Origin of the sequence: Gordonia sp. OPL2 (assembly GCF_003797825.1) — a bacterium.
Lineage (GTDB): Bacteria > Actinomycetota > Actinomycetes > Mycobacteriales > Mycobacteriaceae > Gordonia.
Window position 1 is genome coordinate 32,175 of sequence record NZ_RKME01000016.1, and the last position, 23,827, is coordinate 56,001.

Sequence of the window (23,827 nt, forward strand, 5' to 3'; positions counted from 1 at the left end):
GATCGATTTCCGCCTGGGAACTCCCGACGCACGACATCGGATGCCCATGAGGGAAAGGATCAACGCAGATCGTGGTAACTCAAACAGCAACCCGTTCCGTCGACGTGTACCGCACGCGGCTCGCCGAGCACAGCCAGATCGAGCCGCGCCCGCATCCCGTCGTCTGGGGCAGCATGAACAACCCGGGACCACTGTCGAGCCCGGAACTCCGTCGCTACGACGAACGGGGGTATCACACAACGACATCCGTGCTCGACGACCGTGACATCACACGGTGTCTCGACGACGTGAACGCGATCACGGATCGTCTCGGGGAGGACGATCGGGTGATCCGCGAATCGACCAGCGGAGATGTCCGGTCGTTGTTCGCCGTTCATCACCTCAGCGACGTGGTCGCTGAGATCTGTTCTCGCGAAGACGTTGTCGGCGTGGCCCGACAGATCCTCGACGACGATGTGTACATCCACCAGAGCCGCGTCAACCTGAAGCCGGGCTTCGCCGGTGGGCCGTTCTACTGGCACTCCGATTTCGAGACCTGGCACGCGGAGGACGGTATGCCGTCGCCGCGTGCGCTCAGTGTGTCGATCGCGTTGACGCCCAACCATTCCTACAATGGTTCGCTGATGATCGTCCCCGGGTCACACAAACGATTCGTCAGCTGCGTCGGCGAGACCCCGGACGGCTATCACGAGGAGTCGTTGGTGTCCTATCGGCCGCCGTTCGGCACCCCCGAGGAGAGTGACGTCACCGAGCTCGCCGATGACCTCGGCATCGACACCATCACCGGTCCGGCCGGTTCCGCGCTGTACTTCGACTCGAATTGCTTGCACGCGTCGTCGGGCAACATCACCCCGTATCCGCGCAGCAACCTGTTCGTGGTGTTCAACGCGAAGTCCAACGCGTTGCATGATCCGTTCGGCGCCGCGTACCCACGGCCGGAGCATCTCGCCCACCGCTGACGCGGTGACCTGCTGACATCCGGGGGACGGCGCAACCGTCCCCCGGAAGGGGCTGTACAGGAGGTGCGGCCACCCTAAACTGGGTCAATGGTGGATACGTCGGCATCCGCCGGCGGCGGTGACGGATCGGGACGCATGGCCCGTCGAGAGGACGAGAGCGGCGATGGTGCGATCGGTGCGACGGCCGATGCGCTCTACGCCTTGATGTCGGACTTCGTCCGGCAGATCCCTCGCGACATCAGCATGACCGCGGTGTCCACCCTCGCGATGCTGCGCAGTCGCGGCCCACAGCGGGTGACCACGCTCGCCGGTGCGCAGGGTGTCGCCCAACCGACGATGACGGCGATGATCTCCACGCTGGAGAGAGCTGGATTGGTGGTACGACGGCACGACCCCGACGACCGTCGTGCCACCCTCGTCGAATTGACCGACGCCGGCGAGGCATACGTGGTCGATCGCAAACGCCGGAACATCGCGCGGATCGCCGATTACCTCACCGGTCTACCCGAGGAGCACATGTCGGCACTGGTGGCGGCGCTGCCCGCGCTGCACCGGCTGGATGCGCTTGCCCGACATCGCGTCTCGTGAGTGGTCTCGATACGCTCGCTCGTTCCTCGCGCGCTACTCGACCAGCGGATGCGTAGCTGCTCGTTCCTCGCGGGCTACTCGACCAGCGGCGGGTTCGGCGGGTCCGTGGGATCAGGCCTGTGCCGCCGGGGTCAGGTCGGTGGCGTCGGACTCGGCCTTGGCCGCGGCACGTTTGCGGGCGGCCGGGATCGACAGGGTGATCGCCACGCCGATGAACGCGGCGATCGCGCCGATGAGGAAGCACCACTGGAACGCCGAGTGGCTGGGCACCTCGACGGATCCGTAGCTCACTGTCGAACTGGTGAGCACCAGGGCCATCACCGCCGAGGCGCTCGTGGTGCCGATCGACCGCATGAGGCCGTTGAGGCCCACGGCAGCACCGGCTTCCTGCATCGGCACCGAACTCATGATCAGCGTCGGCATCGCGGCGTATCCGATGCCCACACCGGCCGAGCAGATCACCGAGGCGACCGCGAGTTGCCACGGCGCGTTCATCAGCAGGAACGCGCCGAAGTAGCCGAGGCCGAGAACCGCAGCGCCGATGGCCATCGTGAACTTGGCGCCGATCTTGTTGATCAGCGTGCCGGACACGGGTGCGAACACCAGCATCATCAGACCGCCCGGCGCCATCCACAGACCCGCGGCCAGCAGCGTCTGGCCGAGCCCGCCCATCGCCTTGGGGATCTCGAGCAGCTGGGGCATCACGACGGCCTGCGCCATCATGCCGAAACCGATCGCGATGGCGGCGACGTTGGTCAGCAGCACCGAGGGCCGGGCGGTGGTCCGCAGATCGACCAGCGGATCCGAGTGCCGGAGTTCGAAGACGCCCCACAGCAGCAGGATCGCGAGACCGCCGACGAGCAGTCCGAGCGTCGTGCCCGATCCCCATCCCCAATCGTTGCCCTTGGAGACGGCGATCAGCATGCCGGACAGGCCCAGGGCGAGGCCGACGGCGCCGACGATGTCGAAACGTCCGCCGTTGCTGTCGTCGACGTGGGGAACGAGGAAGGCGACGAGGAGCGTCACCACGACCGCGAGACCGGCGGCCACCCAGAACAGTGCGCGCCAATCGAAGGACTGGGCGACCCACGCCGACAGCGGCAAGCCGATGGCGCCGCCGACGCCGAGCGTCGCACTCATCGCGGCGACAGCCATCGAGGTCAGCTTCGGCGGGGTGACCTCGCGCATCAGGCTGATGCCGACGGGGATGAAGCCCATCGCCAGACCCTGCACCGCACGGCCGATGATCATCGGGATCAGCGAGCCGCCGAGTGCGCAGATCAGCGATCCGACGACGAGCAGCGCGGCGCTGCCCAGCATGATCCGCTGCTTGCCGAACATGTCGCCGAGTCGCCCGGCGATCGGCATGGCCACCGCAGCGGCCAGGAGCGTCGCGGTGATGACCCACGATGCGTTGGAGATCGAGGTGTTCAGCAGACGTGGGAGCTCGGGCTGGATCGGGATGACCAGGGTCTGCATGAGCGACGCCACGAGGCCGCCGAAACAGAGGACGGCGACGACGGCAACCGCGGCTCCGCTGTGCTCACCGTCGGTCAGTTCCTCGGCGACGGGCGTGTGGACCCGGTCGTCGGGCTGGTGGCTGCTCATGTGGCATCCTCTCGTTGTCGATGTGTAGCGTACATATGTACGATGCACATTCCAAACTTTGAGTAGATTGTCCGATATTCGGCAAGGGAGGACGTTGGGGATGTCGCACGCCGGGGATGCCTCGTTCTGGCCGTCGCCTGTCTATGGCGATCTGGCCGAGGAACTGCTGCGCTTCAGCCGACGAAAGACCAATGTGATCGACGGAGCGGTTCTCGAACTGTCGGCCTTCACGATCCTCTGGACGCTCGCCGACGGCCACCCGCGCACCCTGCGCACCCTGAGTGAGGAACTCGAACTCGACCAATCGACGGTGAACCGCCAGGTCAACGCGGCAATCAAACACGGGTATCTCGAGCGCTTCGAGGTCTCCGGACAGGTCAGTCGGCTCATCCGGCCGACGCGCGCGGGAGTCGAGGCCTTCGAGCACGACGGGCGGCTGCGCGCAGAGCGGCTCATCCAGGTGTTCTCCGATCTCGCGCCCGGTACGCCCGAGTCCCTGCTGCATGAGATGCGTGCCTTCAACGACGCGTACGAACGGACGACCGCACGGTCGGACGACCGCGCGAGAAGGCCGCAGGCGCTGTGACCGGCAGCGCGGACGCCCGCACCTATGCGGTGACGGGTGCGGCGTCGGGCATCGGCGCCGCGACGGTCCAACGGTTGCGCGCGGCCGGCCACACGGTGATCGGCGTGGATCTGCAGGACGTCGAGGTCGTCGCCGATCTGTCGACGTCCGAGGGCCGACGGCGGGCGGCGGATGCGGTCCTCGAACAGTGCGGTGGACGGCTCGACGGCGCGGTCATGGCGGCAGGGCTCGGTCCCCGTCGTGGCCGTGAACGGATGATCGCCGAGGTCAATGTCCTCGGCGTCACCGAGTTGCTGACCGCGTGGCGCCCGGCGCTGGCCGCTGCGGATGCCGCGAAAGTCGTTGTCTTCGGCTCGAATTCGACCACCACGACACCCTTCGTCCCGCGATCGGCCGTCCGGCGGCTCGTCGACGGCGACGTCACACGAGCGGTCCGTCAGATCCGTCGCCGCGGAGCACTGGCCGGACCGGTGGCCTATGCGGCGTCGAAGATCGCGGTCACCCGGTGGAGTCGCCGTACCGCAGTCTCCGACGACTGGACGGGCGCGGGCATCCGGCTCAACGTGATCACACCGGGGCCGGTGATGACGCCGCTGCTCCAGGCGCAGCTCGACAGCAACACCGGGTCACAGATCCGGTCGTTTCCGTTGCCGATACGCGAGTTCGGGACGTCGGATCAGATCGCCGACTGGGTGATGCTGATGCTGTCGTCGTCGGCGGACTTCCTGGTCGGCAGCGTCATCGTCGTCGACGGTGGTACCGACGCGCTGATCCGCACCGACGACTGGCCGCGGGCCCTTCCGATGCGCGCGGTTCCGCGATTCCTCTGGACCATGTACCGCGCGCCGCGTGCGGGACGGGTCGCGCAATACTGAGCCCAGACATCGTTCGGGCGCAGACGGCCGGAACGTTCGGATGAGGCAGATGAGGAGATCGGCATGACGAGTTTCCGCGAGGCCATCGATGCACGTGACATGGATGCGGTCGAGGCGATGCTCGCCGACGACGTGGTGTTCCGCAGCCCGGTCGCCTTCAAGCCGTACGAGGGCAAGGCCATCACCGCCGCGATCCTGCGCGCCGTCGTCGAGGTCTTCGAGGACTTCCATTACGTGCGCGAGATCGGCGCGGCCGGCGACGTCGACCATGCGTTGGTCTTCGAGGCGAAGGTCGACGGTCTCGCAGTCACCGGCTGCGACTTCCTGCGCTTCGACGAGAACGGCCTGATCGTCGACTTCATGGTGATGGTCCGTCCTCTCCGCGCCGCAGAGGCATTGGCCCGCGAGATGGGTGCTCGGTTCGAGGAGATCGCAAAGGTGGCGGCGCAGAACAGCTGACGCTCGCCTCTCCTGCTCGCCCCAGCCCGCCTCGCGCCGACCCTGCCCCTCGCCTCGCGCGGCCCTGCCACTCGCGCTGACCTCGCCCCTCGCGCCGACCCTGCCCCTCGCCGACCGTGCCCTGAATTTCGCCGAGTGGGTCCGGCCTGGGCACGATGGGCGAAATTCAGGACACGGTCGGCGCATGTCGGGATCACACCCGGCAGGACAACTCCATGGTGTCGGAGGCCTTGCCGGGGAAATTGACGCTCGTGTATCCGTTCTCCGGTGACCGGACGTGATCGAGATACGGTGCGGTGTCGGGTGCTTCGGTGTTGTCGGCGACGAGCAGCGCTCCCACCGGGATTCGCGGCTCGATGACCTGCAGCACCGGGAGGTACATCTCCTTCCAGCCATCCATGAGGACGAACCCGATCTCGCCGGGCACCGTGGTGAGCGTCTCTAGGGCGTCGCCGGCCAGGACGGTGATGACGTCGTCGAGGCCGACCTCGGCGAACGTCGCCGACGCGGCTGCGATCTTCTTGGAGCTCAGTTCGGTGGTGTACACCTGGCCGATACCGTTGTCGCGCACGGCGGCTGCGAGATGCAGCGTCGAGATCCCGTAGGACATACCGAATTCGACGACGACGGCGGGTCGCGTGGCGCGGATCAGCGAGTACATCAGACGCCCGGCCGTGGGGCTGATCGGAAGATAACGGTCCTCGGCGGCGTCGGCCCGCTCGGCCGCGCTGCCCAGCGGCTCGTGGCCGGTGCGGTCGCGTCGTGGGCGCGACTGATTCGCACGCTGTGCGTCGGCGGCATCGTAGAGGGCGGAGGTCTTCGCAGCGACCTCGCCGCTGTCGAGGCTCGTGGTCATACGACCACGCTAACCATCGGGGCTGACGATGCCCTGTGTGTTCACTGTGACCGCGTCCCGACCTCGCCTCGCGCCGACCCTGCCCCTTGCCGACCCTGCCCCTTGCCGACCCTGCCCCTCGCCGACCGTGCCCTGAATTTCGCCGAGTGGGTCCGGCCTGGGCACGATGGGCGAAATTCAGGACACGGTCGGCGAATCGGAGTCCAGATCCCGCCACCCGGCCAGTACACGATGGACCTGCTCGGCGCCGCACAGCGGATCGGGTGGGTCCGGCAACTCCGTCGGGTACAGCAAGAATGGTGTGCTCTGCGGTCCGCCCATCCCGCCGTGGGAGCCGACCTGTTCCTCGAAGGCGGCGACCTCGTCGGTCTCCGGCCAGTACGCGCCGCCGACCATGATGTCGGCGACGTTGTCGAAGGAATCGGTGCGACGGATCTTCTCGAGCGCATCAGTCCCGAAATGGCGCAACGGGTCGACACCGGTGACCGCTCCGCTGCCGACGTCCACGCTGCCGTCGGCGCCGTGCACCGACGACCCGCCGTCCGGATCGGCGACGAGCAGGAAGCCGATGCCGGGATGGCGGCGAAGTCCCTCCACCAGTCCGGGGTAGGCGTTCTCGATCTGCCCCGCATGTGCGCGTCCGCTGATGCTGGGAAAGCTGATGAGCCCGAGATTTCCGGAACCGAGTACGACCGCCTCGTCGGTGGGTGCGACGTTCTCCTCGTCGGCGGCCCCTGACCCGATACTCGCCGACGCGTAGAGCCGGCCCTCGCCATGTCCGGCCGCCGACGAGGAGTCGTCCGGTTCGGCGTGATCGCGGACCCCGCTGAGCCGCTGGACGACCTGTGCCAATGTCTCGCCGTACCGCCGACTGAATGTGGCGCCCTGACTCTGGCCGTGATCGGACAGGAACACCACCCGATAGTCGCGATCGGCCTGTTCGACGACGGCCAGGAGCAGCCGGATGGTCTCGTCGATCTTCGTCAGTACCGCAAGGGTTTCCGGGCGTGAGATACCCGAGTGATGTGACACCTCGTCGTAGCCGATGAGGTCGGCGTAGATGATGCTGCGGCCTTCGATCAGGTCACGGACGACCGCCGCGACCGTCACGTCGGTGGCCACGACAGTGGTGAAGGCGCGGACGAACGGATAGACCCCGCCCCGGGAGACGCGCGGACGGACGTCGCGCCGACGTTGACGCCACGACTGGCGTAGTTCCCGTTGGATCTCCGCGATCATCCGGACGACGGTGCGCAGGGCGCTCGACGGATCGAGAAAGTACGACCCGTATCCCGCACCCCCGCCCAGGCGCGCACCGCGCATGCGGCTGACGACGAGAACGTTGTCGTCGGCCCCGCCGGTGAACAGGTTCCCGCGGCTGGCGCCGTCGACGTCCAGCAAACCGGGTATGTCCGCGCGTTCGATCTCGCGGATCTCGTTGCTGCGCGGATTGCTGAACACCGCGATGGCGCCGGTCGACTTGTCGAGCCAGCGGAACGCGGGCACGTTGTGGTTCGACCCGTGCAGGATGCCGAGCTGCGACGCCCCGGTCTGACTGCTCCAGTCGGTGTGCCACGGGATCAGGCGATGGGTCTCGCGGACCAGCTTGGCCAGTGTCGGGGTGACGCCGTCGGCGATCGCCCGCCGCAGCACCTCGTGACCGAGGCCGTCGATCTGCAGACACAACAGACCCGGGGCCGCCGACGACACGCTCCGCCGTCGGCGGAACCGCTGTCGGCGCACCTGCATCAGGCGGTACGACGTATCGGACCGCGACGCGACGACACCGCCGACGACGGAGCTGAACAACGACAGCAGTGCCGCCATGATGAACAGGTCGACGGTCCGATGGACCGAGGCCACCGGCACCACGACCAGGGACAGCATCAACAGCAGACCCCCCGCCACGAAGACGAGGACGAACAGGACGACCGGACCGATCCACGACATCGCCCGCACGACGACAGGCCACAGGATCGCGTTCAGCAGTCCGAAGACGAAGGCGAGTGCGAGGGCTGCCGGCAGCGTCGTCGAGTGACCGTCGACGTCGACGGTGGACAGGGTCACCCCATCGAAGACGGCGTCGAGCACGAGCAGGGCCAGCGCGGACGTCAGCCACAGGATGACGAGCTCGATGACGATGCCGACGACTCGGGCGGTGCTGCGCATGGCGTCCTTCCACTTGCTCTGGGATGGTAATGGCATGGGCGGTGCCGAGGACGACCCTGTGTGCGCGCCGAGTGGTGTCCGCTGGCTCGGACATGCCTCCACCCTGATCCGCGACGCCGGTACGACCGTACTGACCGACCCCGTCCTCACGTCACGGGTCGTCCATCTCCGACGACGACGCGGGCGCACACCGGACGACCCGGCCGTCCGTTCGCCCGACGTCGTGGTGCTGTCACATCTCCACGCCGACCACACGCACCTGCCGTCGCTGCGCATGATCGCCGACGACGTCCCGATCGTCGTGCCGCGTCACGCTCCCGATGCCGTGCCCGCCCTGCGCGAGGTCGGCGGCCGGTTGATCGAGGTCACCTCGGGCGATGAGATCCCGATCGGTCGGGTGACGATCCGCGCGGTGCCCGCCGACCACGACGGCCGGCGGTGGCGTCGTGGACCGCACGCCTGCGCCGCGCTGGGGTATGTGGTGACCGGTGATGCGACAACCTATTTCGCGGGTGACACCGACATCTATCCCGATCTGGCGGAGTGGGTCGGCGACGTCGACCTCGCACTGCTCCCGGTCGGCGGGTGGGGACCGACGCTCGGTGCAGGACATATGGATCCCGGGAGGGCGGTGGTCGCCGCGGAGGAGATCGGTGCCGGCCACGTCGTGCCCGTTCATTTCGGCACCTTGTGGCCGATCGGCCTCGGACGTGTGCGGCCGGATCGGTTCTTCGCTCCCGGAGGCGAATTCGTGGACCGGGCGCGCGCCCGTGACATCATGGCCACCGAACTCGAGCCGGGCGGCGTACTGGAACTGCCGTCGGAGTGAGAGGCGCTGGTGTGACGGGCGCCGGTGTGAGGGGTGGCAGTGAGGTGTCCCCGGGTGGACCGTCACCCCCGGTGGATCACCCGGCCGCCGACGACGGTCGCGCAGATCTCCGCGGCAGCCGGGTCGTCGGCGAGTTCGGCGGGTGTCTGACGGGTGATCGTGAGGTCGGCGAGCGCCCCGACCTCGAGTCGGCGCGGCGCGGCAGGCTGATCGCCGGCACCCCAGAACAGCCGCAGTGCTGTCGTCGTCGACACCGTCTCCCCGACATCGCGCCCCGAATGGCACTGTGCAGCAGCGGCTATCGCCTGCCAGGGGTCGGGTCTGCCGAACGGCGCGTCGGTTCCGGCCGCGACTGCGATCCCCGCGTCGAGCAGACTGCCCAGCCGCCACAGATCCGGACGATCCTCGTCGGGCACGTCCGTGTCGTACTGGTCGGCGCGCTCGAGCGGGAAGTTCGGTTGGGTCACCACGATGATCCGCCGGCGACATAGCCACTCGAAACAGTCGGTCGGCGCGATCGCCCCGTGTTCGATCCGGTCACCGTCGAGTACACCGGCGTCGTCGAGCGCGGTCATCGTGACGATGAGTTGCAGGCGGGTCACACAATGCACGGCGACGGGTTGCCCGACAGCGTGCGATCTCCGGATCCTCTCGATGAGGTCCGGGAGGGTGGGCAGCCGGTCGTCGTCGAGCAGGATCTTCCTGGGTCCCAGGCTGAATCGGTCGGTGCCGGCGCACGACGATGCGGACTGGGTGGGCACGCTGAACGCGGGCATCGCGATGTCGGGATCGGCCATGCAGTGCACGCGTTGAATGATGTCGCCGGTCGCGACGGCCTGGGCGAGGCCGTCGACGGACGACTGCGACATCCCGGGTGTCGCGTCGGTGAAGCCCGTGACCCCACGCTCCGCCGCGGCCCGGCTCAGGGTCGTGAGATCGGGTGGGGTGGAGGGGAGTACCTCGCCGAGCCACTCATCCATCCGCCACAGACGTCCGGTGGCGGTGCCGTCCGGCGAGCGTTCGACACCGGGCAGCGTGCAGCTCTCGACACCGACGGCCCGGCATGCAACAGAGTTGAGCATCCAGAGTGCGCCGGAACGGTGTTGGATACGCAGCGGCCGATCGGGGACCATGGCATCGAGGTCGCCGCGGGTCAAGGATCCGGCCACCGACTCGTGATATCCGTAGCCGCGCAACCACTGTCCGGAGGGGGCGCGGAGGTCGGCCTCCCGCAGCAGATCTGCGAGATCTGTTCGCCGGCGTACAGTCGGCGGTCCCACGTGGACGGAATCCAGTGTCGCGGCGAGTGATCGGAGATGAATGTGATGATCGTGCAGTCCGGGCATGGCCCAACCACCGGAGGCGTCGACGACCTCCTCGTCGTGGCGGGGCCGCAGCGTCGGACCCACCTCGACGATCACTGCGCCGTCGCAGCGGATGTCGGTCTGCTCGCCATCGGGCCGGCCGGCGTGGCGGATCAGCACGGTCGACGACCCGGATCGGGCGGGGCCACCGGCACCGAGGCTCCCGTCGTCGTGCAGCACGCCGACCACGACGATCCCTCCGCTGTCACGTGATGCTCACCGGGACAGTCGAGTCCGGCCGCCGCGAACGCGCGGGCCGTGTCCACCATCGACACGTCGATCAGTTCCCCACCACCCGCGTAGGCGGAAGCCGCGACGGCGATGGCCGCGACCGCCCCGGTCAGCGGATCGGCGATGGCGTCGGCGCAGAACACCGGTCCGCCCTCGGATCGGCCGACCAGACCACCCGCGACCGCGGCATCGTCGCCGAAGTCGATCTGCATCGGCCGGGACCGGCCTCCCCCGGTGATGCTCACCCAGATCTGTCCGGTCGGATGCGGCACCTGATCGGGGGAGACTCCGAGTCGTTCGAGGGCGCGCGGACGTGACGCCTCGATCACGACATCGGCGCCGGTGAGCAACCGGGCCAGTTCTTCTCGACCGGCCGACGACGCGAAGTCGATACTGCGGAACTCCTGTCCGCGGTGGAGCCAGGCGAAGAAGTCGGGGTCGCCGACCCGGGCGCCGTCGGGGCGGTCGGTGCTCTCGACCTTGATGACGTGTGCACCCGCCCGGTGCAGCACCGCGCCACACAGCGGTCCCGCCCACAGGGCCGACAGGTCGACGACCGTCGCGCCCGCGAGCCTGATCGGGGTGGGATCGGCGATCCGAGTGACCCGAAACGGCAGCGGCGCTCGCGGGACGCCGGTGACGTCAGGTAGGTGTGCCGAGGCGATGCCGAGCATCTGGGCGCGCTCGACAACCGCGACCGACGAGGTCCGACGGACGTAGCCGGCGACGTCACGCCAGGCGTCACCGGTGCCGGCGTTCTCGGTCAGCGCGGGCACCGACGCGACGTCGTCGGGTCGGCTCAGCGAGATGGCGCACCAGCCGTCGGCCGAAGGGAGGAGCCGGGTCATCCCGCCCGCGGCGACCTGACCATTGCGTCGCAGTCCCCGCAACGCGGCCCGCCACGCGATGACACCGGCGGCGTCGAGGTCCACCGGAGTGCCGGTCAGCCCAGTCGTGATCGCCAGCTGGGCAGCGAGTTCCTCGAGCACTGCGAACGCCGGCGCGGGAGAGGCGTCCGGCGCGCCGTCGGAGGCCCCGGTGAGGGCCATCCCACCGCTCGCGGCCCAGGCGAGCACGGCGCACCCGGGCACGGCGTCGATCGAGGGCTCGCTGCGCGGCAGCGACGGCCAGTGCGCTCGTAGCCACCCGTCGACGATCTCTGCCGGCCCGCTCACGCGAAGATGGGTGGCAGTGCGAACAGGACGACGACGCCCCAGACCACGTGCGTGCAGATCGGTGCGAGTACGCCGTCGGTGCTGCGGCGCAGGATCGCGCACACCCAGCCCAGGATGATCGCCGCGAAACCGAGCATCACATTGCCACTCGCCAGCGTCGCGAATGTGTAGAGCACCGTGGAGATGACGACGGGGTGCAGTCGTTGCGCAGCGGAGTAGACGGCGCCGCGGAAGAAGATCTCCTCGGCGACGCCGTTGCCGAGGGTGATCACGGTGACCGCGACGAGACTGCCCGCGTCGCGGAAGGCGAGGACGTCGGTGACGAGACCGGCGAGTGCGGGGATCTCTCGGGTGATGAACGCGCCGACGACGAAGGCCGCACCGACGAGCACACCGACGGCGATCCCCAGTGATGCTGTGCCTGCGGTCGACGGGGTGCCTCGAAAAGCGAACCGTCCCACATGGATCGGCCCGGACAGGAAACCACCGACCAGCCAGGTCGCGGCCAGGGCGACGGTCAGTGGATAGAACGAGCTGTCGCCGGGCTCTGCGGTGAGGGAGAAGCCGAGGATCACCGCCCCGATGACGAGGAAGACGCCCACGACGACTCGCCGCCGCATCAGCCCGCCGTCGTGATCGCGGCGGGTGTCCGGTGCGGAGGTGAAAACTCGTCGGACGAGTACGTCGATGCTGTCGGTCATCCTGTCAGCAGGGATACCATGCCTCGGGCCCGTCGTGCAGCGGAGCCGATCACGGAATCGACGTGACGCCGGACTCGCATGAGGTCCCCGCCTGCCCAGGTCGGGTCGGTCTCGGCCAGATGGTGGACATCGGCGAGGTCGCACACCGGTCGTGGTGCAGGTGTGCGCACGGCCGCCGTCACCGCCGCCCGCATCGGGGTCAACCCGCCGTCGGGTTCGGGCACGAGATCGCGAATGGACTGCTCGGAGGCGTTCATCGGCTTGTTCAGCGAGGTCACCAGATCGGCGGTCAGCGAGGTCGGCACCGGCACGATCCGTCCGGCGACCTGCCCGGTCAGGCGGGTGCTGAGGTAGGGCAGGGGCAGCCGGATCCGTGGTTGCCTGATCGCGCGCAGATACTCGGTGAGAACCGAGTGGTAACGCGCACCGACATCGGGCCCGGAGATGTCGTAGGCGCCGGCCGGGATCTTCTGATCGGCTACCGCAGTCAGGTAATGCAGGACGTCACGGATGGAGATCGGGTCCATCGGGTTGTCGGTCCAACTGGGCTCGGGGATGACCGCGAGCCGGTCGGCGACGTACCGGATGATCTCGAACGACGTCGAGCCGGCGCCCAGGATGACCGCGGCCCGCAGCCACACCACCTCGGGGCCGTCGGGGAGATCGAGAGCGTCGGCGACGTCGGCACGGCTGCGCAGGTGCGGGGACAGATCGTCGCGATCACCGGTCGGTACGAATCCGCCCAGGTAGACGATGCGGGAGACGTCGGCGTCGCGCGCGGCGAGCGCCACGTTCTGTGCCGCCTTGATGTCGCCGCCGTCGAAATCGGACTGCCCGATCCCGTGCACCAGGTAGTAGAGCGCGTCGATCTCTCCCGATTTGAGCAGCGCGTGGCGCGTCGACACCGGGTCGTCGGCGTCCATCTGGATCGCGGTGACGTCGTCGTACCAGCTGAAGCGGCGGAGCGACCCGACGTCGCGGCTGCTCACCACCACATCGTGACCCTCACGCAACAGGGCGCAGACCAGCCGCGAGCCGACATAGCCGGACGCGCCGGTGACGAACAGCCTCATCAGTACCCCCCTGACACAGGACGAATTGGTCGTCTCATACCCCGACGGTACGGGCGGCAAACGCACCCGGCAGAACGACGGCGTCCCGTGCAACGTGATCGGGACGTCGATCACGGGCCGATAACACGCCGGGTGGGTGACATGATCGGGCCATGTTGATCACCGTGGACGACCTCACCGAGGCCATGCTGTCCGACAACCCGCCGGTCATCCTCGATGTCCGGTGGCAGCTCGGCGACGATCGTGGCCATGATCACTACCGTGAAGGTCATGTTCCCGGGGCGGTCTTCGTCGACCTCGATCGTGAACTGGCCGCGGCGCCCTCGCCGCAACGCGGTCGGCATCCGCTGCCGGACATCGCCGACCTGCAAGCGGCGGCGCGGCGGTGGGGGATCGACGACCGTTCGCCGGTCGTGGCCTACGACGCCATCGGAAATCTCGCGTCCGCGCGCGCGTGGTGGCTGCTGCGCTGGGGCGGCCACTCCGACGTGCGGCTGCTCGACGGCGGGCTCGGTGCCTGGCGGGACGCCGGCTTGCGTCTGTCGTCCGGCGACACCACGCCTCGCACCGGGTCGGTCACGCTCACTCCGGGGCACCTTCCGGTCGCCGAGATCGACGAGGTCGCCGCAACATCCGCTCGTGTCGTCGACGCCCGTGCGGCCGAACGCTATCGCGGCGAGGTCGAGCCAGTTGATCCGCGCGCCGGTCACATCCCGGGGGCGATCAGTGTGCCGACCGCGGGCAACATCGGTGCCGACGGGCGATTCCTCCCGGCCGACGACATCCGGAAGCGATTCGCGGACAATGGAATCGGCGACAGTGACGAGGTGATCGCCTACTGTGGATCGGGTATCAACGCGGCCCACGAGATCGCGGCGCTGGAGATCGCCGGCATCCGCGCAACCCTGTTTCCGGGCTCGTGGTCGCAGTGGTCGTCGGACCCGGACCGTCCCGCTGCGACCGGGTCGGAGTCCGCTGGTTGAGCCCTCGTGCGAGCTTGCGACCGGGTCGGATTCCGCTGGTTGAGTGGCGTCGTGCGCGCCGGGGAGTCCGGGTCGGTGTGGGGTGTTTCGTCTGCTGGTTGAGTGGCGTCGTGCGCGCCGGTGAGTCGGGTCGGTGTGGGGTGTTTCGTTCGCTGGTTGAGTGGCGTCGTGCGCGCCGGTGAGTCGGGTCGGTGTGGGGTGTTTCGTTCGCTGGTTGAGTAGCGTCGTGCGAGCTTGCGAGCCCGCCGCGTATCGAAACCACCACCCAACCACACACCGAAACCTGAGTACCGTGGCCATCGGGACGACATCCGACGACCGAAGGAGGTTGGACATGGCACGGACAGTGCTGTTCGTCATGACCGGATCGAATCGATGGACCCTCAAGGACGGGACCACGCACCCGACCGGCTTCTGGGCCGAGGAGGCGGTTGCGCCGCTCGAGATCTTCCGGGACGCGGGCTTCGACGTCACGATCGCCACTCCGGGTGGGGTGCGACCTCCCGTCGACGAGGGGAGTCTCTCCGCCGAGAGCGCGGGGTCGGAGGAGGCCGCGACGCATTTCCGGGACGTCATCGAGAGCGCGCCGGAGTTCCAGAATCCGATCGCGCTGTCGGCGGTGAATCTCGCCGACTACGACGCGGTCTTCGTGCCCGGCGGCCACGGACCCATGGAGGATCTCGCCGTCGACGCCGACGCCGGCACGATCCTCACCGCGGCCAAGCAGGCCGAGGTGCCGCTGGGCATCGTGTGTCACGGTCCGGCGATCCTGCTGTCGGCGGTCGACACCAACGGGCAGAGTCTGTTCGCCGGCCAGACGGTGACCGCGTTCACCAATGCCGAAGAGCAGCAGGCCGGACTGGCCGATCAAGCGCCGTGGCTGCTGCAGGACCGTCTCACCGACGCCGGCCTGAAGGTGATCGCCGACGAACCATGGGCGCCGCACGTCGAGACCGACGGCTCGCTGTTCACCGGACAGAACCCGGCGTCGTCTGCACCTCTGGCGACCGCCCTCGTCGAACGACTCGGAAAGGTGAACTGATGTCTCGTCCACCCCTGCCCGACGGGGCGAAAGAGCTTCTGGCCAAGCCGAATCCGTCGGTGATGGCGACGCTGCGCAAGGACGGCGCGCCGGTGACCGCCGCGACGTGGTACCTCCTCGACGGCGACCACGTCCTGGTGAACCTCGACAATCAGCGTGCCCGTCTCGGCCACCTCCGGCGCGATCCGCGGGTGACGCTGACCGTGCTCGCCGACAACTGGTACACCCACGTGACGCTGATCGGCCGGGTCGTCGAGCTCCGCGACGACGTCGACCTCGCCGACATCGACCGCATCTCCCGTCACTACACCGGCAACGACTACCCGGTCCGCGACAACCCGCGCACGACGGCGGTCATCGAGGTCGAACGTTGGTATGGCTGGGGAGAACTCAAGGACAACGACCAGCCGTCGGGCTGAGTGGCGACCTACAGTCCAGCGCGTTCCAGCGCTTCGTCGAACTCCTCGGCGGCGGCCTTCTCGCCTTTGCCCGCGGCCAAGGCGCGCTGGTAGACGGCGAGCAGGTCGTCGCCGTGTGCCGCGTAGCGTCGCGCCCACCGTTCGCCCTCGGCGCGCCAGTAGCCGATGATGTCGTACTGGTCGCGGTCCCAGCCTCGTACATTGCGGAGGTGTTTGCGGACCGCGCGCGATTGCGCCGCTTCGCCCGCGTACCAGCAGTAGCCGTGTCCGGCCGGTACGTCGAGGCCGGCGACGGCATCGCCGAGAACGCTGGGGGACAACCCGTTTCCGCTGCCGACCAGTGGGATCACGCGGGTGTCGCCGGAGAACCCGACGTACTCGAGGTCGTCGTGCTCGGCGACCTCGACGACGGCGGTGACCGATTCCGGCCGCGGGTGCGTGCCGAGAATCCGGGCCAGTGCGGGCAACCCGCTGAGGTCGGCGACCAGGAGGTGCCAGTCGGCGGCGGGGTCGGGTCGATACCAGCCGCGCGCGTAGGCCATCGTCACCTGGTCGCCGGGTCGCGCGGCCTGCGCCCACTCGGTCGCCGGGCCACTGTCGTGGACGACGAAGTCCACGGACATCGTGCCCGCCCGGTGGTCGACCTCCCGGACGGTGAGGGTGCGTCCCTCGGGAGCCGGGTCGACGTCGTGGAACGCCCAGACCCCGTCGACCTGGGTCATCTCCGGGGGCGTGGATCGGCCGGGTGTGGGGAAGTAGATGCCGACGACCTCATCGGGCAGATCCGGCAGTCCGAGGCGTCGGAGGTCGGGAACCTCGAACCGGACCCGCCGCAACCGCGAACCGACATCCACTGTGGCCGTCACCTGTGCGAAAGAGAAACTCATGACGACACCACGCTACGTGGGCGGTCGGTGGCGCGCGCGGAGCGACGTCCGCTCTGACGTGACCCTCATGCGGAGTCTCGGTCGGTGACGCATGACATAGGGCGCGTCTGGCCGTCGGGTCTACCCTCAGTTCATGTCGAACAACGACCCCGCACCTGCGCGCCCGACGAGAGTTGTGATCGCCGGTGGCAGTGGATCATTGGGGCAGCGCATCGCCGACGATCTGTCGAGTCGGGACATCGACGTCACGATTCTGACCCGGTCGCCCGATGGCAGTTCACCGCATCGACAAGTCGGGTGGGACGGACGGACCGTCGGTGCATGGTCCGCTGTACTCGACTCCGACGAGCCGACCGCTCTGATCAACCTCGCCGGCAAACTCGTCGACTGCCGTCCGACCGAGAAGAACATCGCCGCGCTGCGGCGCAGCCGCGTCGAACCCACCCGGGCGCTCGTGTCGGCGGCGGATGGGCTCAGGAAACCGCTCGCGCGGTGGATACAGGCCGGCACAACCGCGATCTGGAGTGATGCCGGCGATGTGTGGTGCACTGAGGACACCCCGATCCCTGAGGGACTGCCACAGATGACCGGTGTCGCGGTGCCGTGGGAGAACGCCGCCGCCGGCGCGAACGCCGATCATTCGATCATCCTGCGGACATCGATCGTCCTGGACACGGATTTGCCTGCACTGCAACGTCTGACGACGCTGACGAAACTCGGACTCGGCGGGCGGGTGGGTACCGGTCAGCAGTGGTTCAGCTGGATCCACCGCGATGACTGGCTCGCGATCGTGCGGGCCGGCCTCGGGCTCGACCCCGAGGTAACGCTGCCCTCGGGGGTCGTCGTCGCGGCGACGGACAATCCGGTGCGGAACGTCGACCTGATGGCGACCCTGCGCCGTCGATTGCATCGACCGGCAGCGCCACCGACTCCGGCCCCGCTGCTCAGATTGGGGGCCGTCGTGCTGCGGACCGATCCGCAGCTCGGGCTGACCGGTCGTCGAGCACGGTCCCGCGTACTCGGTGAGCGCGGCTTCGTCTTCCGATATCCGGAACTCGACGGCGCACTGGCCGACCTGATCGGCTGATCCGTGTGGCGATTCGGAGCGGTCGCACCCCCCGACGACAGCCACCCTCGGTTCGAAACATCACCGTGCTTTCGAACCACGGTGATGTCACGAAGTCCGGGTGGCTGTCGGGCGACGGCGCGAAAAGTGACACACCGCTCCCGTTTCCGCTGGTCAAATCGGGCACTCGATGAGTTCGCACCATATCCGCGATCCCCGGCCGTGGCGGGTCTAGCGTCGAAAGGATGAAGGGCAAGAACGGCGTGTTCCGCACCAAGGACGTCGAGACCGTCATCCACCAGAATGACGACGGCAACGTGACCGAGGGTGGCCGTCTCCGAAAAGCGCTGCGCGCCCGCGACCTGATCGGGTTCGGCGTCGGCATGGTGATCGGCACCGGCATCTTCACGCTGACGGGCCTCCAGGCGAAGAACAGTGCCGGGCCGGCGATCATGATCTCGTTCGTCGTGGCCGGGGTGATCGCCCTGTTTGCCGCATTCTGTTATGCCGAACTGTCATCCGCGGTGCCGACGGCCGGCTCGTCGTACACCTATGCGTACACGACACTCGGCGAGATCATCGCCTGGATCATCGGCTGGGACCTCATCCTCGAGTTCGCACTCGGTGCCGCAGTGGTCTCGCGTGGATGGTCCGGCTATCTGCAGGAGGCGCTCCATCTGCCGACTGAGTTCTTCGGCGAGTCGTCGTCGGTGAACCTCGGCGCCGTCGCCATCGCGCTCGTTCTGGGAATCGTTGCGACGGTGGGCATCAAGGAGTCCGGGTGGGTCACGAACGCATTGGTGCTCCTGAAGGTGTCGATCTGTGTGTTCATCATCGTCGTCGGGGTGTTCTTCATCAAGGCGGCCAACTACTCGCCGTTCATCCCGCCCGCGGAGCCGACCGGAGGAGAGGGCGGCCTGCGACAACCGCTCTGGCAGTGGGCGACCGGTGTCGACGCCACCGCGTTCGGTGTGGCCGGAGTGCTGTTTGCGGCCGCCGTGGTCTTCTTCTCCTACAGTGGATTCGAGATCGTCGCCAATCTCGGTGAGGAGACCCGCAACCCGGCACGGGACATGACCCGCGGACTTCTCGGGACGCTGGTGCTGTGCACCGTGCTCTACGTCGGCGTGTGCTTCGTCCTGGTGGGGATGGTCAACTACGCCGACCTCAGTGAGGGCGCACCGCTCTCGGATGCGTTCAACCAGGTGGGACTGAGTTGGGCAGGCGTCCTCGTGGGAATCGCGGCGATCTGCGGCCTGACGTCGGTGATCCTGGTCGACATCGTCGGGATGTCACGCATCGGCTTCGCATTGTCGCGCGACGGCCTGATCCCGCACTCGCTCGGGCGTATCCATCCTCGATGGAACACGCCCTACCGCATCACGATGCTCACCACCGCCGTCGTGGTGTTGCTGGCCGCGTTCGTGCCGCTGTCGGCGCTGGCCGAGATGGTCTCGATCGGCACGCTGTTCGCGTTCCTGGTCGTGTCGGTGGCGGTGCCGATCCTCCGCCGGACCCGTCCGGAGATGAAGCGGCCCTTCCGGGTCCCGTGGTCGCCGTTCCTGCCCATCGTGTCGGCGGTGTGTTGCGCCGGACTCATGGCGAATCTGGCCATCGAGACCTGGCTGCGGTTCGTGGTGTGGCTCGCGCTCGGGCTGGCCGTCTACGTGTTCTACGGACGGTCGCATTCGGTCCTGGGGAAGTCCACTCCGGCACCCGCCCCGACACCGTCGTCGGACCCCGTCTGAGTCGCACTCCTCCGAGGTTTCGAACCGCCGCGCACAGAACCATGTCGCCGGCGGTGCCATCGTCGGACACTGTCTGCATGAGCGCATCATTTCGCCTGCGGACCGTTCCCGCGGGACCCGTCGACTCGGCTGCTCTCGTCGACTACGAGGTGCAGTGGTACCGGCACGGCGGCGGTTCCGATCGGGACATCGCCGACATGTTCGGGCTCTCTGCCCGGGAGTACTTCGGTCACCTGCTGGGTGCCTTGGAAACCCATGCCGCCCATCTGCCGCCGACAACGGTGACCGGCATCCGTTCGGTCGCCCGCAGACGGCTCTGGCTCGCGTCGTGACGGCACCTGACGGGTGGGCACTCGATGGGCCGGCACTCGACGACATGGGCTGGCGGCAGCAGGCTCGCTGCGGCGAGGAATCTGCGCACCTGTTCATCGTCGACAATCGTGAGTCCAAGAATCAGCGGACGCACCGTGAGGCCCTGGCGAAGGTGCTGTGCCGGAGTTGCCCGGTGTCCTCCAGATGTCTGGAGTATGCGATCGGTGCGGGCGAGGAGCAGGGAATCTGGGGAGGACTCGGCGTCGCCGAGCGGGAGGCGCTGGTCCGCGCACGCGACTGCCGAGCCGACCGTCGATCGGCCTGACTCACCGGCACCTCGCCGTCTAGCACACCGCGAGGACGTCGACGAACTTTCTGTTCAGTGGGCGAGAAAGGGTGGCGAGGAGTCTGACTTCGGCGTTTGATGTGAGGGTTGTCGAACGACGAGGAGTGATGCATGAGCGGGGTTCCCGTGCTCAGCAGCGATGATGCCGTCGCGGTCGCCGCAGAGCTCGGTGAGGTCTTCGCGAAGGGCGCGGCCGATCGGGACCGCGACAAGATCCTGCCCACCGAGGAGATCGGCCGGCTCGCCGCCGGCGGACTCCTCGCCATCACCGTGCCCACCGCGTTCGGCGGCGCCGGACTGCAAGCGAGCACCGTCGCCGAAGTGTTCCGTCTCATCTCCAAGGGAGACCCGAACATCGGGCAGATCCCGCACAGCCACTTCGTGTTCGTCAATCAGCTACTGCTGCAGGGCACCCGCGACCAGCAGGCGCGCATCCTCCCGGAGGTCCTCGCCGGAGCGACCCTCGGCAACGCGCAATCCGAGCGCGGAACCAAACACATCCGCGAGTACACGACCACCTTGCGCCGAGATGGCGACGCCTGGCGACTCGACGGCACCAAGTTCTACTGCACCGGTGCGCTGTTCGCCGACTGGATTCCGACGCTGGCCCACCTCGGTGAGGACGGCCCGCTGCACGTGGCCTGGGTGCGCCGCGACGCGGACGGTGTGGAGGTCGTCGACGACTGGGACGCGCTCGGTCAGCGGACCACCGCCAGCGGCACGGTGCGTCTCACCGACGTGCTGGTCACCGACGACCTCATCACCGACTTCTCGGTCACCTTCACCGGTCCCACGACCTATGGTGCCTTCGCGCAGCTCCTGCATTGTGCGATCGATGCGGGGATCGCCCGGGCGGCACTGGAGGACGCCGCGGAGTTCGTGACAACCAAGAGCCGGCCCCACCCGGACGCCGGTGTGGAGAGCGCCGCCGACGACCCGTTGGTCGTGCATGCGTTCGGCGAGATGGAACTCGCCGTCCGCGGCGCCGAAGCCTTGCTCGCGGAGGCCGGACGTGCCGTCGACCACGCCGACGCGAACCTCGACGAGGCGACTGCCGCGGCGGCCACGCTGGCGGTGGCGGCAGCGCGCGCGGCGACGACGAAGACCTCGGTCGACGTCGCGAGCCGACTGTTCGAGGTGGCGGGCACCCGCTCGGCCGTGGCCAAGGAATCGCTCGACCGGCACTGGCGCAACGCGCGTACCCACACCCTGCACGACCCGGCATCGTGGAAGGTGCAGCACCTCGGCCGCTGGGCGGTCGACGGAACCCTGCCACCACGGACCGGACAGCTCTGACAACGACGAAGGAAGTAAAAGAGTCCATGAGCGCCTTGAAGTTCCACTGGTTCCTGCCGACCAACGGAGGCGACGGCCGCCACGTCGTCGGGGGCGGGCACGGTGTCTCCGCGGGCACCGGGGGACGTCCGGCGTCCGTCCCGTACCTCGGTCAGATCGCCCGCAGCGCCGAGCAACTCGGCTTCGAGGCCGCGCTGACGCCCACCGGCGCGTGGTGCGAGGACGCCTGGATCTCCACCGCGATGATCAGCAGCCTGTCGGAACGACTGAAATTCCTGGTGGCATTCCGCCCCGGCGTCATCGCGCCGTATCTCGCCGCCCAGATGTCGGGCACGTTCCAGAACCTCTCCGGCGGAAGGCTTCTCCTCAACGTCGTCACCGGCGGTGAGGATCACGAGCAGCAGATGTTCGGCGACTTCCTCGGCAAGGAGGAGCGATATGCACGCGCAGACGAGTTCCTGGAGATCGTCCGGCGGCTGTGGACCGGCGACACCGTCACGTTCGAGGGAAAGTACCTGTCGGTGAACGACGCAACTCTGCAGCACATCCCGGATCCGCTGCCCGAGATCTACTTCGGCGGGTCGTCGGCGGCGGGGATCGCGGTCGCGGCCAGGCACGCCGACGTCTATCTCACCTGGGGTGAGCCGCCGGAAGCGGTGGCCGAGAAGCTCGACAGGGTCCGCAAGGCCGCAGCCGACGTCGGTCGGGAACTGAAGTTCGGCATCCGGCTGCACACCATCGCGCGGGACACGTCCGAAGCGGCGTGGGCCGAGGCCGACCGGCTGCTCGAACACATCTCCGACGACGAGATCGCCCGTATCCAATCCGGTCTCAAACGTAGTGCCTCCGAAGGTCAACAGCGAATGCTCGAGCTCAACAAGGGTTCCAAGGACGGCCTCGAGATCCACCCGAACCTGTGGGCGGGGATCGGCCTGGTCCGCGGTGGCGCCGGAACCGCGATGGTCGGCTCCCACACGGAGATCGCCGATCTCATCGAGGCGTATCACGCGGTCGGGATCGACGAGTTCGTGCTGTCGGGATACCCGCACCTCGAGGAGTCGTACTGGTTCGGTGAAGGAGTGCTGCCCGAGTTGACGCGTCGGGGGCTGTGGGAGCATCCCGCGCCCGTCGTCGGGCGGGCCGCGGTGCCGTTCGGCGCTGCCGCACCGGCCGCCCGGGTGGCGGCATCGTGAGCGGCGTGACCACCGCCGTCGTCGTCGGAAATCCCAAACCGGCCAGTCGGACACTCAGCGCCGCAACGTATGTCGCCAACCAGCTCACCGGGGCGGAGCCGGACCTGGTGGTCGACCTCGCCACGCTGGGGACCGCAGTGCTGGACTGGTCCGACGAGACGGTCGCCGGCCTCGTCGGGCAGGTGGGCAAGGCCGACCTCGTCGTGTTCGCGAGCCCCACCTACAAGGCCGCCTACACCGGTCTGCTGAAGCTGTTCCTCGACCGGTTCGCCGGGGGAACGGGGCTGTCCGGCTTGGCTATTCCACTCATGCTCGGCGGTAGCCCTGCGCACTCCCTCGCGCCCGAACTGGCCTTGCGTCCGGTGCTCACCGAGATCGGCGGGACCGTGCCGGGTCGCGGACTCTATGTGGTGGACTCCGCGTTCGACGACCCCGACGCCTACGCCGACTGGCTCGCGGCGACGACCCCCGTCGTCACGGCCGTGCTGGGAGCGCGCCGATGAGCAACCTCTGGACCAATCAGGATCTCGATCCGACCCAGCTGCGCAAGGCCTTCGGTGTGTTCCCGACCGGTGTGGTGGCGGTCGCCGCGGAGGTCGACGGGCAGCTCACCGGCCTGGCGGCGAGCTCCTTCACCAGTGTCAGCCTCGATCCACCGCTCGTCTCGTTCTCGGTGGCCAACACGTCGAAGACCTGGCCGGATCTGCGTCGTGCGGCGCACCTCGGGGTGACCATCCTCGCCGACCATCATGGCGACGTCTGCCGACAGCTCGCGGGACCGGTCGATCAGCGCTTCGACGGGGTGGCGATCAAGGCGTCCGACGTCGGTGCGGTCACGCTCGACGAGGGTATCGCCCGATTCGACACGACCATCTATCGCGAGGTGGAGGCCGGTGACCACATCATCGTGTTGCTCGAGTTGCACGCCGTCGAACATCCCGACGCCGGTAACCCGCTGATCTTCCACCGGAGTGCATTCGGGCGTCTGGCGGTCTGAGGTCCGGCGGTCTGACAGAGCCACCCCGGATGTGCGAAACCACCTGATCCACAACCGCGGTGGTG

The 23,827-nt window shown here is 68.1% G+C and carries 25 protein-coding genes; 17 read left to right on the forward strand and 8 right to left on the reverse strand.

The window, feature by feature from the left end; all coding sequences use genetic code 11:
- The first annotated feature begins 71 nt into the window (after nt 1-71).
- Together thpD and EEB19_RS15565 are read left to right on the forward strand one after the other, a co-directional pair.
- Nucleotides 72-959 carry an ectoine hydroxylase gene (gene thpD / locus EEB19_RS15560; protein WP_187587843.1) on the forward strand — a complete coding sequence of 296 codons (888 nt, stop codon included), beginning with the start codon at nt 72-74 and terminating at the stop codon, nt 957-959.
- Nucleotides 960-1,046: 87 nt separating this feature from the next.
- The gene (locus EEB19_RS15565; protein WP_262365698.1) at nt 1,047-1,547 is read left to right on the forward strand and encodes a MarR family winged helix-turn-helix transcriptional regulator; all 501 of its coding nucleotides are present in this window, start codon (nt 1,047-1,049) and stop codon (nt 1,545-1,547) included.
- A 111-nt stretch (nt 1,548-1,658) separates the two neighbouring features.
- Here EEB19_RS15565 and EEB19_RS15570 read toward each other — a convergent pair whose 3' ends face one another.
- The gene (locus EEB19_RS15570) at nt 1,659-3,155 is read right to left on the reverse strand and encodes an MFS transporter (protein WP_187587845.1); all 1,497 of its coding nucleotides are present in this window, start codon (nt 3,153-3,155) and stop codon (nt 1,659-1,661) included.
- Between the two features lie 100 nt (nt 3,156-3,255).
- Here EEB19_RS15570 and EEB19_RS15575 point away from each other — a divergent pair, with 100 nt between their 5' ends.
- From EEB19_RS15575 to EEB19_RS15585, 3 genes are all read left to right on the forward strand, one after another.
- Nucleotides 3,256-3,741, forward strand: coding sequence for a MarR family winged helix-turn-helix transcriptional regulator (locus tag EEB19_RS15575; protein WP_187587847.1), 486 nt, complete (start codon nt 3,256-3,258; stop codon nt 3,739-3,741).
- Nucleotides 3,738-4,616: an SDR family oxidoreductase gene (locus EEB19_RS15580; RefSeq protein WP_187587849.1), complete on the forward strand. Its 879-nt coding sequence runs from the start codon at nt 3,738-3,740 to the stop codon at nt 4,614-4,616. Before EEB19_RS15575 ends, EEB19_RS15580 begins: the two co-directional genes overlap by 4 nt.
- Nucleotides 4,617-4,679: 63 nt before the next feature.
- Nucleotides 4,680-5,075, forward strand: a complete 396-nt coding sequence (locus EEB19_RS15585; RefSeq protein ID WP_187587851.1) for a nuclear transport factor 2 family protein — start codon at nt 4,680-4,682, stop codon at nt 5,073-5,075.
- Between the two features lie 193 nt (nt 5,076-5,268).
- On the opposite strand, the gene EEB19_RS15590 is transcribed toward EEB19_RS15585, so the two are convergent.
- Both EEB19_RS15590 and EEB19_RS15595 read right to left on the reverse strand, forming a co-directional pair.
- Nucleotides 5,269-5,931, reverse strand: a complete 663-nt coding sequence (locus EEB19_RS15590; protein ID WP_187587853.1) for an O-methyltransferase — start codon at nt 5,929-5,931, stop codon at nt 5,269-5,271.
- Nucleotides 5,932-6,108: 177 nt separating this feature from the next.
- Entirely contained in the window at nt 6,109-8,100 is a 1,992-nt protein-coding gene (locus tag EEB19_RS15595; protein ID WP_187587855.1) for a phage holin family protein, read from the reverse strand.
- A 34-nt stretch (nt 8,101-8,134) separates the two neighbouring features.
- On the opposite strand from EEB19_RS15595, the gene EEB19_RS15600 reads away from it, so the two are divergent.
- The gene (locus tag EEB19_RS15600; RefSeq protein ID WP_187587857.1) at nt 8,135-8,929 is read left to right on the forward strand and encodes an MBL fold metallo-hydrolase; all 795 of its coding nucleotides are present in this window, start codon (nt 8,135-8,137) and stop codon (nt 8,927-8,929) included.
- Nucleotides 8,930-8,991: 62 nt separating this feature from the next.
- On the opposite strand, the gene EEB19_RS15605 is transcribed toward EEB19_RS15600, so the two are convergent.
- From EEB19_RS15605 to EEB19_RS15620, 4 genes are read right to left on the reverse strand one after another with little or no spacing between them, the layout of a single operon-like run.
- The gene (locus tag EEB19_RS15605) at nt 8,992-10,482 is read right to left on the reverse strand and encodes an amidohydrolase family protein (RefSeq protein WP_222929945.1); all 1,491 of its coding nucleotides are present in this window, start codon (nt 10,480-10,482) and stop codon (nt 8,992-8,994) included.
- Entirely contained in the window at nt 10,407-11,699 is a 1,293-nt protein-coding gene (locus EEB19_RS15610; RefSeq protein WP_187587859.1) for a CoA transferase, read from the reverse strand. The genes EEB19_RS15605 and EEB19_RS15610 overlap by 76 nt, the downstream gene beginning before the upstream one ends.
- Nucleotides 11,696-12,400: a CPBP family intramembrane glutamic endopeptidase gene (locus EEB19_RS15615; protein ID WP_187587861.1), complete on the reverse strand. Its 705-nt coding sequence runs from the start codon at nt 12,398-12,400 to the stop codon at nt 11,696-11,698. Before EEB19_RS15615 ends, EEB19_RS15610 begins: the two co-directional genes overlap by 4 nt.
- On the reverse strand, nt 12,397-13,473 hold the full coding sequence (locus EEB19_RS15620; protein WP_187587863.1) for an NAD(P)H-binding protein: 1,077 nt from the start codon (nt 13,471-13,473) through the stop codon (nt 12,397-12,399). The genes EEB19_RS15615 and EEB19_RS15620 overlap by 4 nt, the downstream gene beginning before the upstream one ends.
- A gap of 152 nt (nt 13,474-13,625) precedes the next feature.
- Here EEB19_RS15620 and EEB19_RS15625 point away from each other — a divergent pair, with 152 nt between their 5' ends.
- From EEB19_RS15625 to EEB19_RS15635, 3 genes are all read left to right on the forward strand, one after another.
- Nucleotides 13,626-14,456 (forward strand): sulfurtransferase, encoded by an 831-nt coding sequence (locus tag EEB19_RS15625; protein ID WP_187587865.1) that lies wholly within the window; start codon nt 13,626-13,628, stop codon nt 14,454-14,456.
- Nucleotides 14,457-14,790: 334 nt separating this feature from the next.
- Nucleotides 14,791-15,498, forward strand: coding sequence for a type 1 glutamine amidotransferase domain-containing protein (locus tag EEB19_RS15630; protein ID WP_187587867.1), 708 nt, complete (start codon nt 14,791-14,793; stop codon nt 15,496-15,498).
- Nucleotides 15,498-15,917: a PPOX class F420-dependent oxidoreductase gene (locus tag EEB19_RS15635; RefSeq protein WP_187587868.1), complete on the forward strand. Its 420-nt coding sequence runs from the start codon at nt 15,498-15,500 to the stop codon at nt 15,915-15,917. Before EEB19_RS15630 ends, EEB19_RS15635 begins: the two co-directional genes overlap by 1 nt.
- Before the next feature lie 8 nt (nt 15,918-15,925).
- On the opposite strand, the gene EEB19_RS15640 is transcribed toward EEB19_RS15635, so the two are convergent.
- Entirely contained in the window at nt 15,926-16,804 is an 879-nt protein-coding gene (locus EEB19_RS15640; RefSeq protein ID WP_187587870.1) for a siderophore-interacting protein, read from the reverse strand.
- 133 nt (nt 16,805-16,937) lie between these two features.
- On the opposite strand from EEB19_RS15640, the gene EEB19_RS15645 reads away from it, so the two are divergent.
- From EEB19_RS15645 to EEB19_RS15680, 8 genes are all read left to right on the forward strand, one after another.
- Complete coding sequence (locus EEB19_RS15645) at nt 16,938-17,891, forward strand: epimerase (protein WP_187587872.1); 954 nt, start codon at nt 16,938-16,940, stop codon at nt 17,889-17,891.
- A 224-nt stretch (nt 17,892-18,115) separates the two neighbouring features.
- Nucleotides 18,116-19,618, forward strand: a complete 1,503-nt coding sequence (locus EEB19_RS15650; RefSeq protein WP_187587874.1) for an APC family permease — start codon at nt 18,116-18,118, stop codon at nt 19,616-19,618.
- Nucleotides 19,619-19,695: 77 nt separating this feature from the next.
- Nucleotides 19,696-19,950: a DUF3263 domain-containing protein gene (locus EEB19_RS15655; protein WP_187587876.1), complete on the forward strand. Its 255-nt coding sequence runs from the start codon at nt 19,696-19,698 to the stop codon at nt 19,948-19,950.
- On the forward strand, nt 19,947-20,255 hold the full coding sequence (locus EEB19_RS15660) for a WhiB family transcriptional regulator (protein ID WP_187587878.1): 309 nt from the start codon (nt 19,947-19,949) through the stop codon (nt 20,253-20,255). Before EEB19_RS15655 ends, EEB19_RS15660 begins: the two co-directional genes overlap by 4 nt.
- A 132-nt stretch (nt 20,256-20,387) precedes the next feature.
- Complete coding sequence (locus EEB19_RS15665) at nt 20,388-21,572, forward strand: SfnB family sulfur acquisition oxidoreductase (protein ID WP_187587880.1); 1,185 nt, start codon at nt 20,388-20,390, stop codon at nt 21,570-21,572.
- 26 nt (nt 21,573-21,598) lie between these two features.
- Nucleotides 21,599-22,765 (forward strand): LLM class flavin-dependent oxidoreductase, encoded by a 1,167-nt coding sequence (locus tag EEB19_RS15670; protein WP_187587882.1) that lies wholly within the window; start codon nt 21,599-21,601, stop codon nt 22,763-22,765.
- A 5-nt stretch (nt 22,766-22,770) separates the two neighbouring features.
- Nucleotides 22,771-23,268 (forward strand): NADPH-dependent FMN reductase, encoded by a 498-nt coding sequence (locus EEB19_RS15675; RefSeq protein ID WP_187587884.1) that lies wholly within the window; start codon nt 22,771-22,773, stop codon nt 23,266-23,268.
- The gene (locus EEB19_RS15680; RefSeq protein ID WP_187587886.1) at nt 23,265-23,762 is read left to right on the forward strand and encodes a flavin reductase family protein; all 498 of its coding nucleotides are present in this window, start codon (nt 23,265-23,267) and stop codon (nt 23,760-23,762) included. The genes EEB19_RS15675 and EEB19_RS15680 overlap by 4 nt, the downstream gene beginning before the upstream one ends.
- Nucleotides 23,763-23,827: the final 65 nt, after the last annotated feature.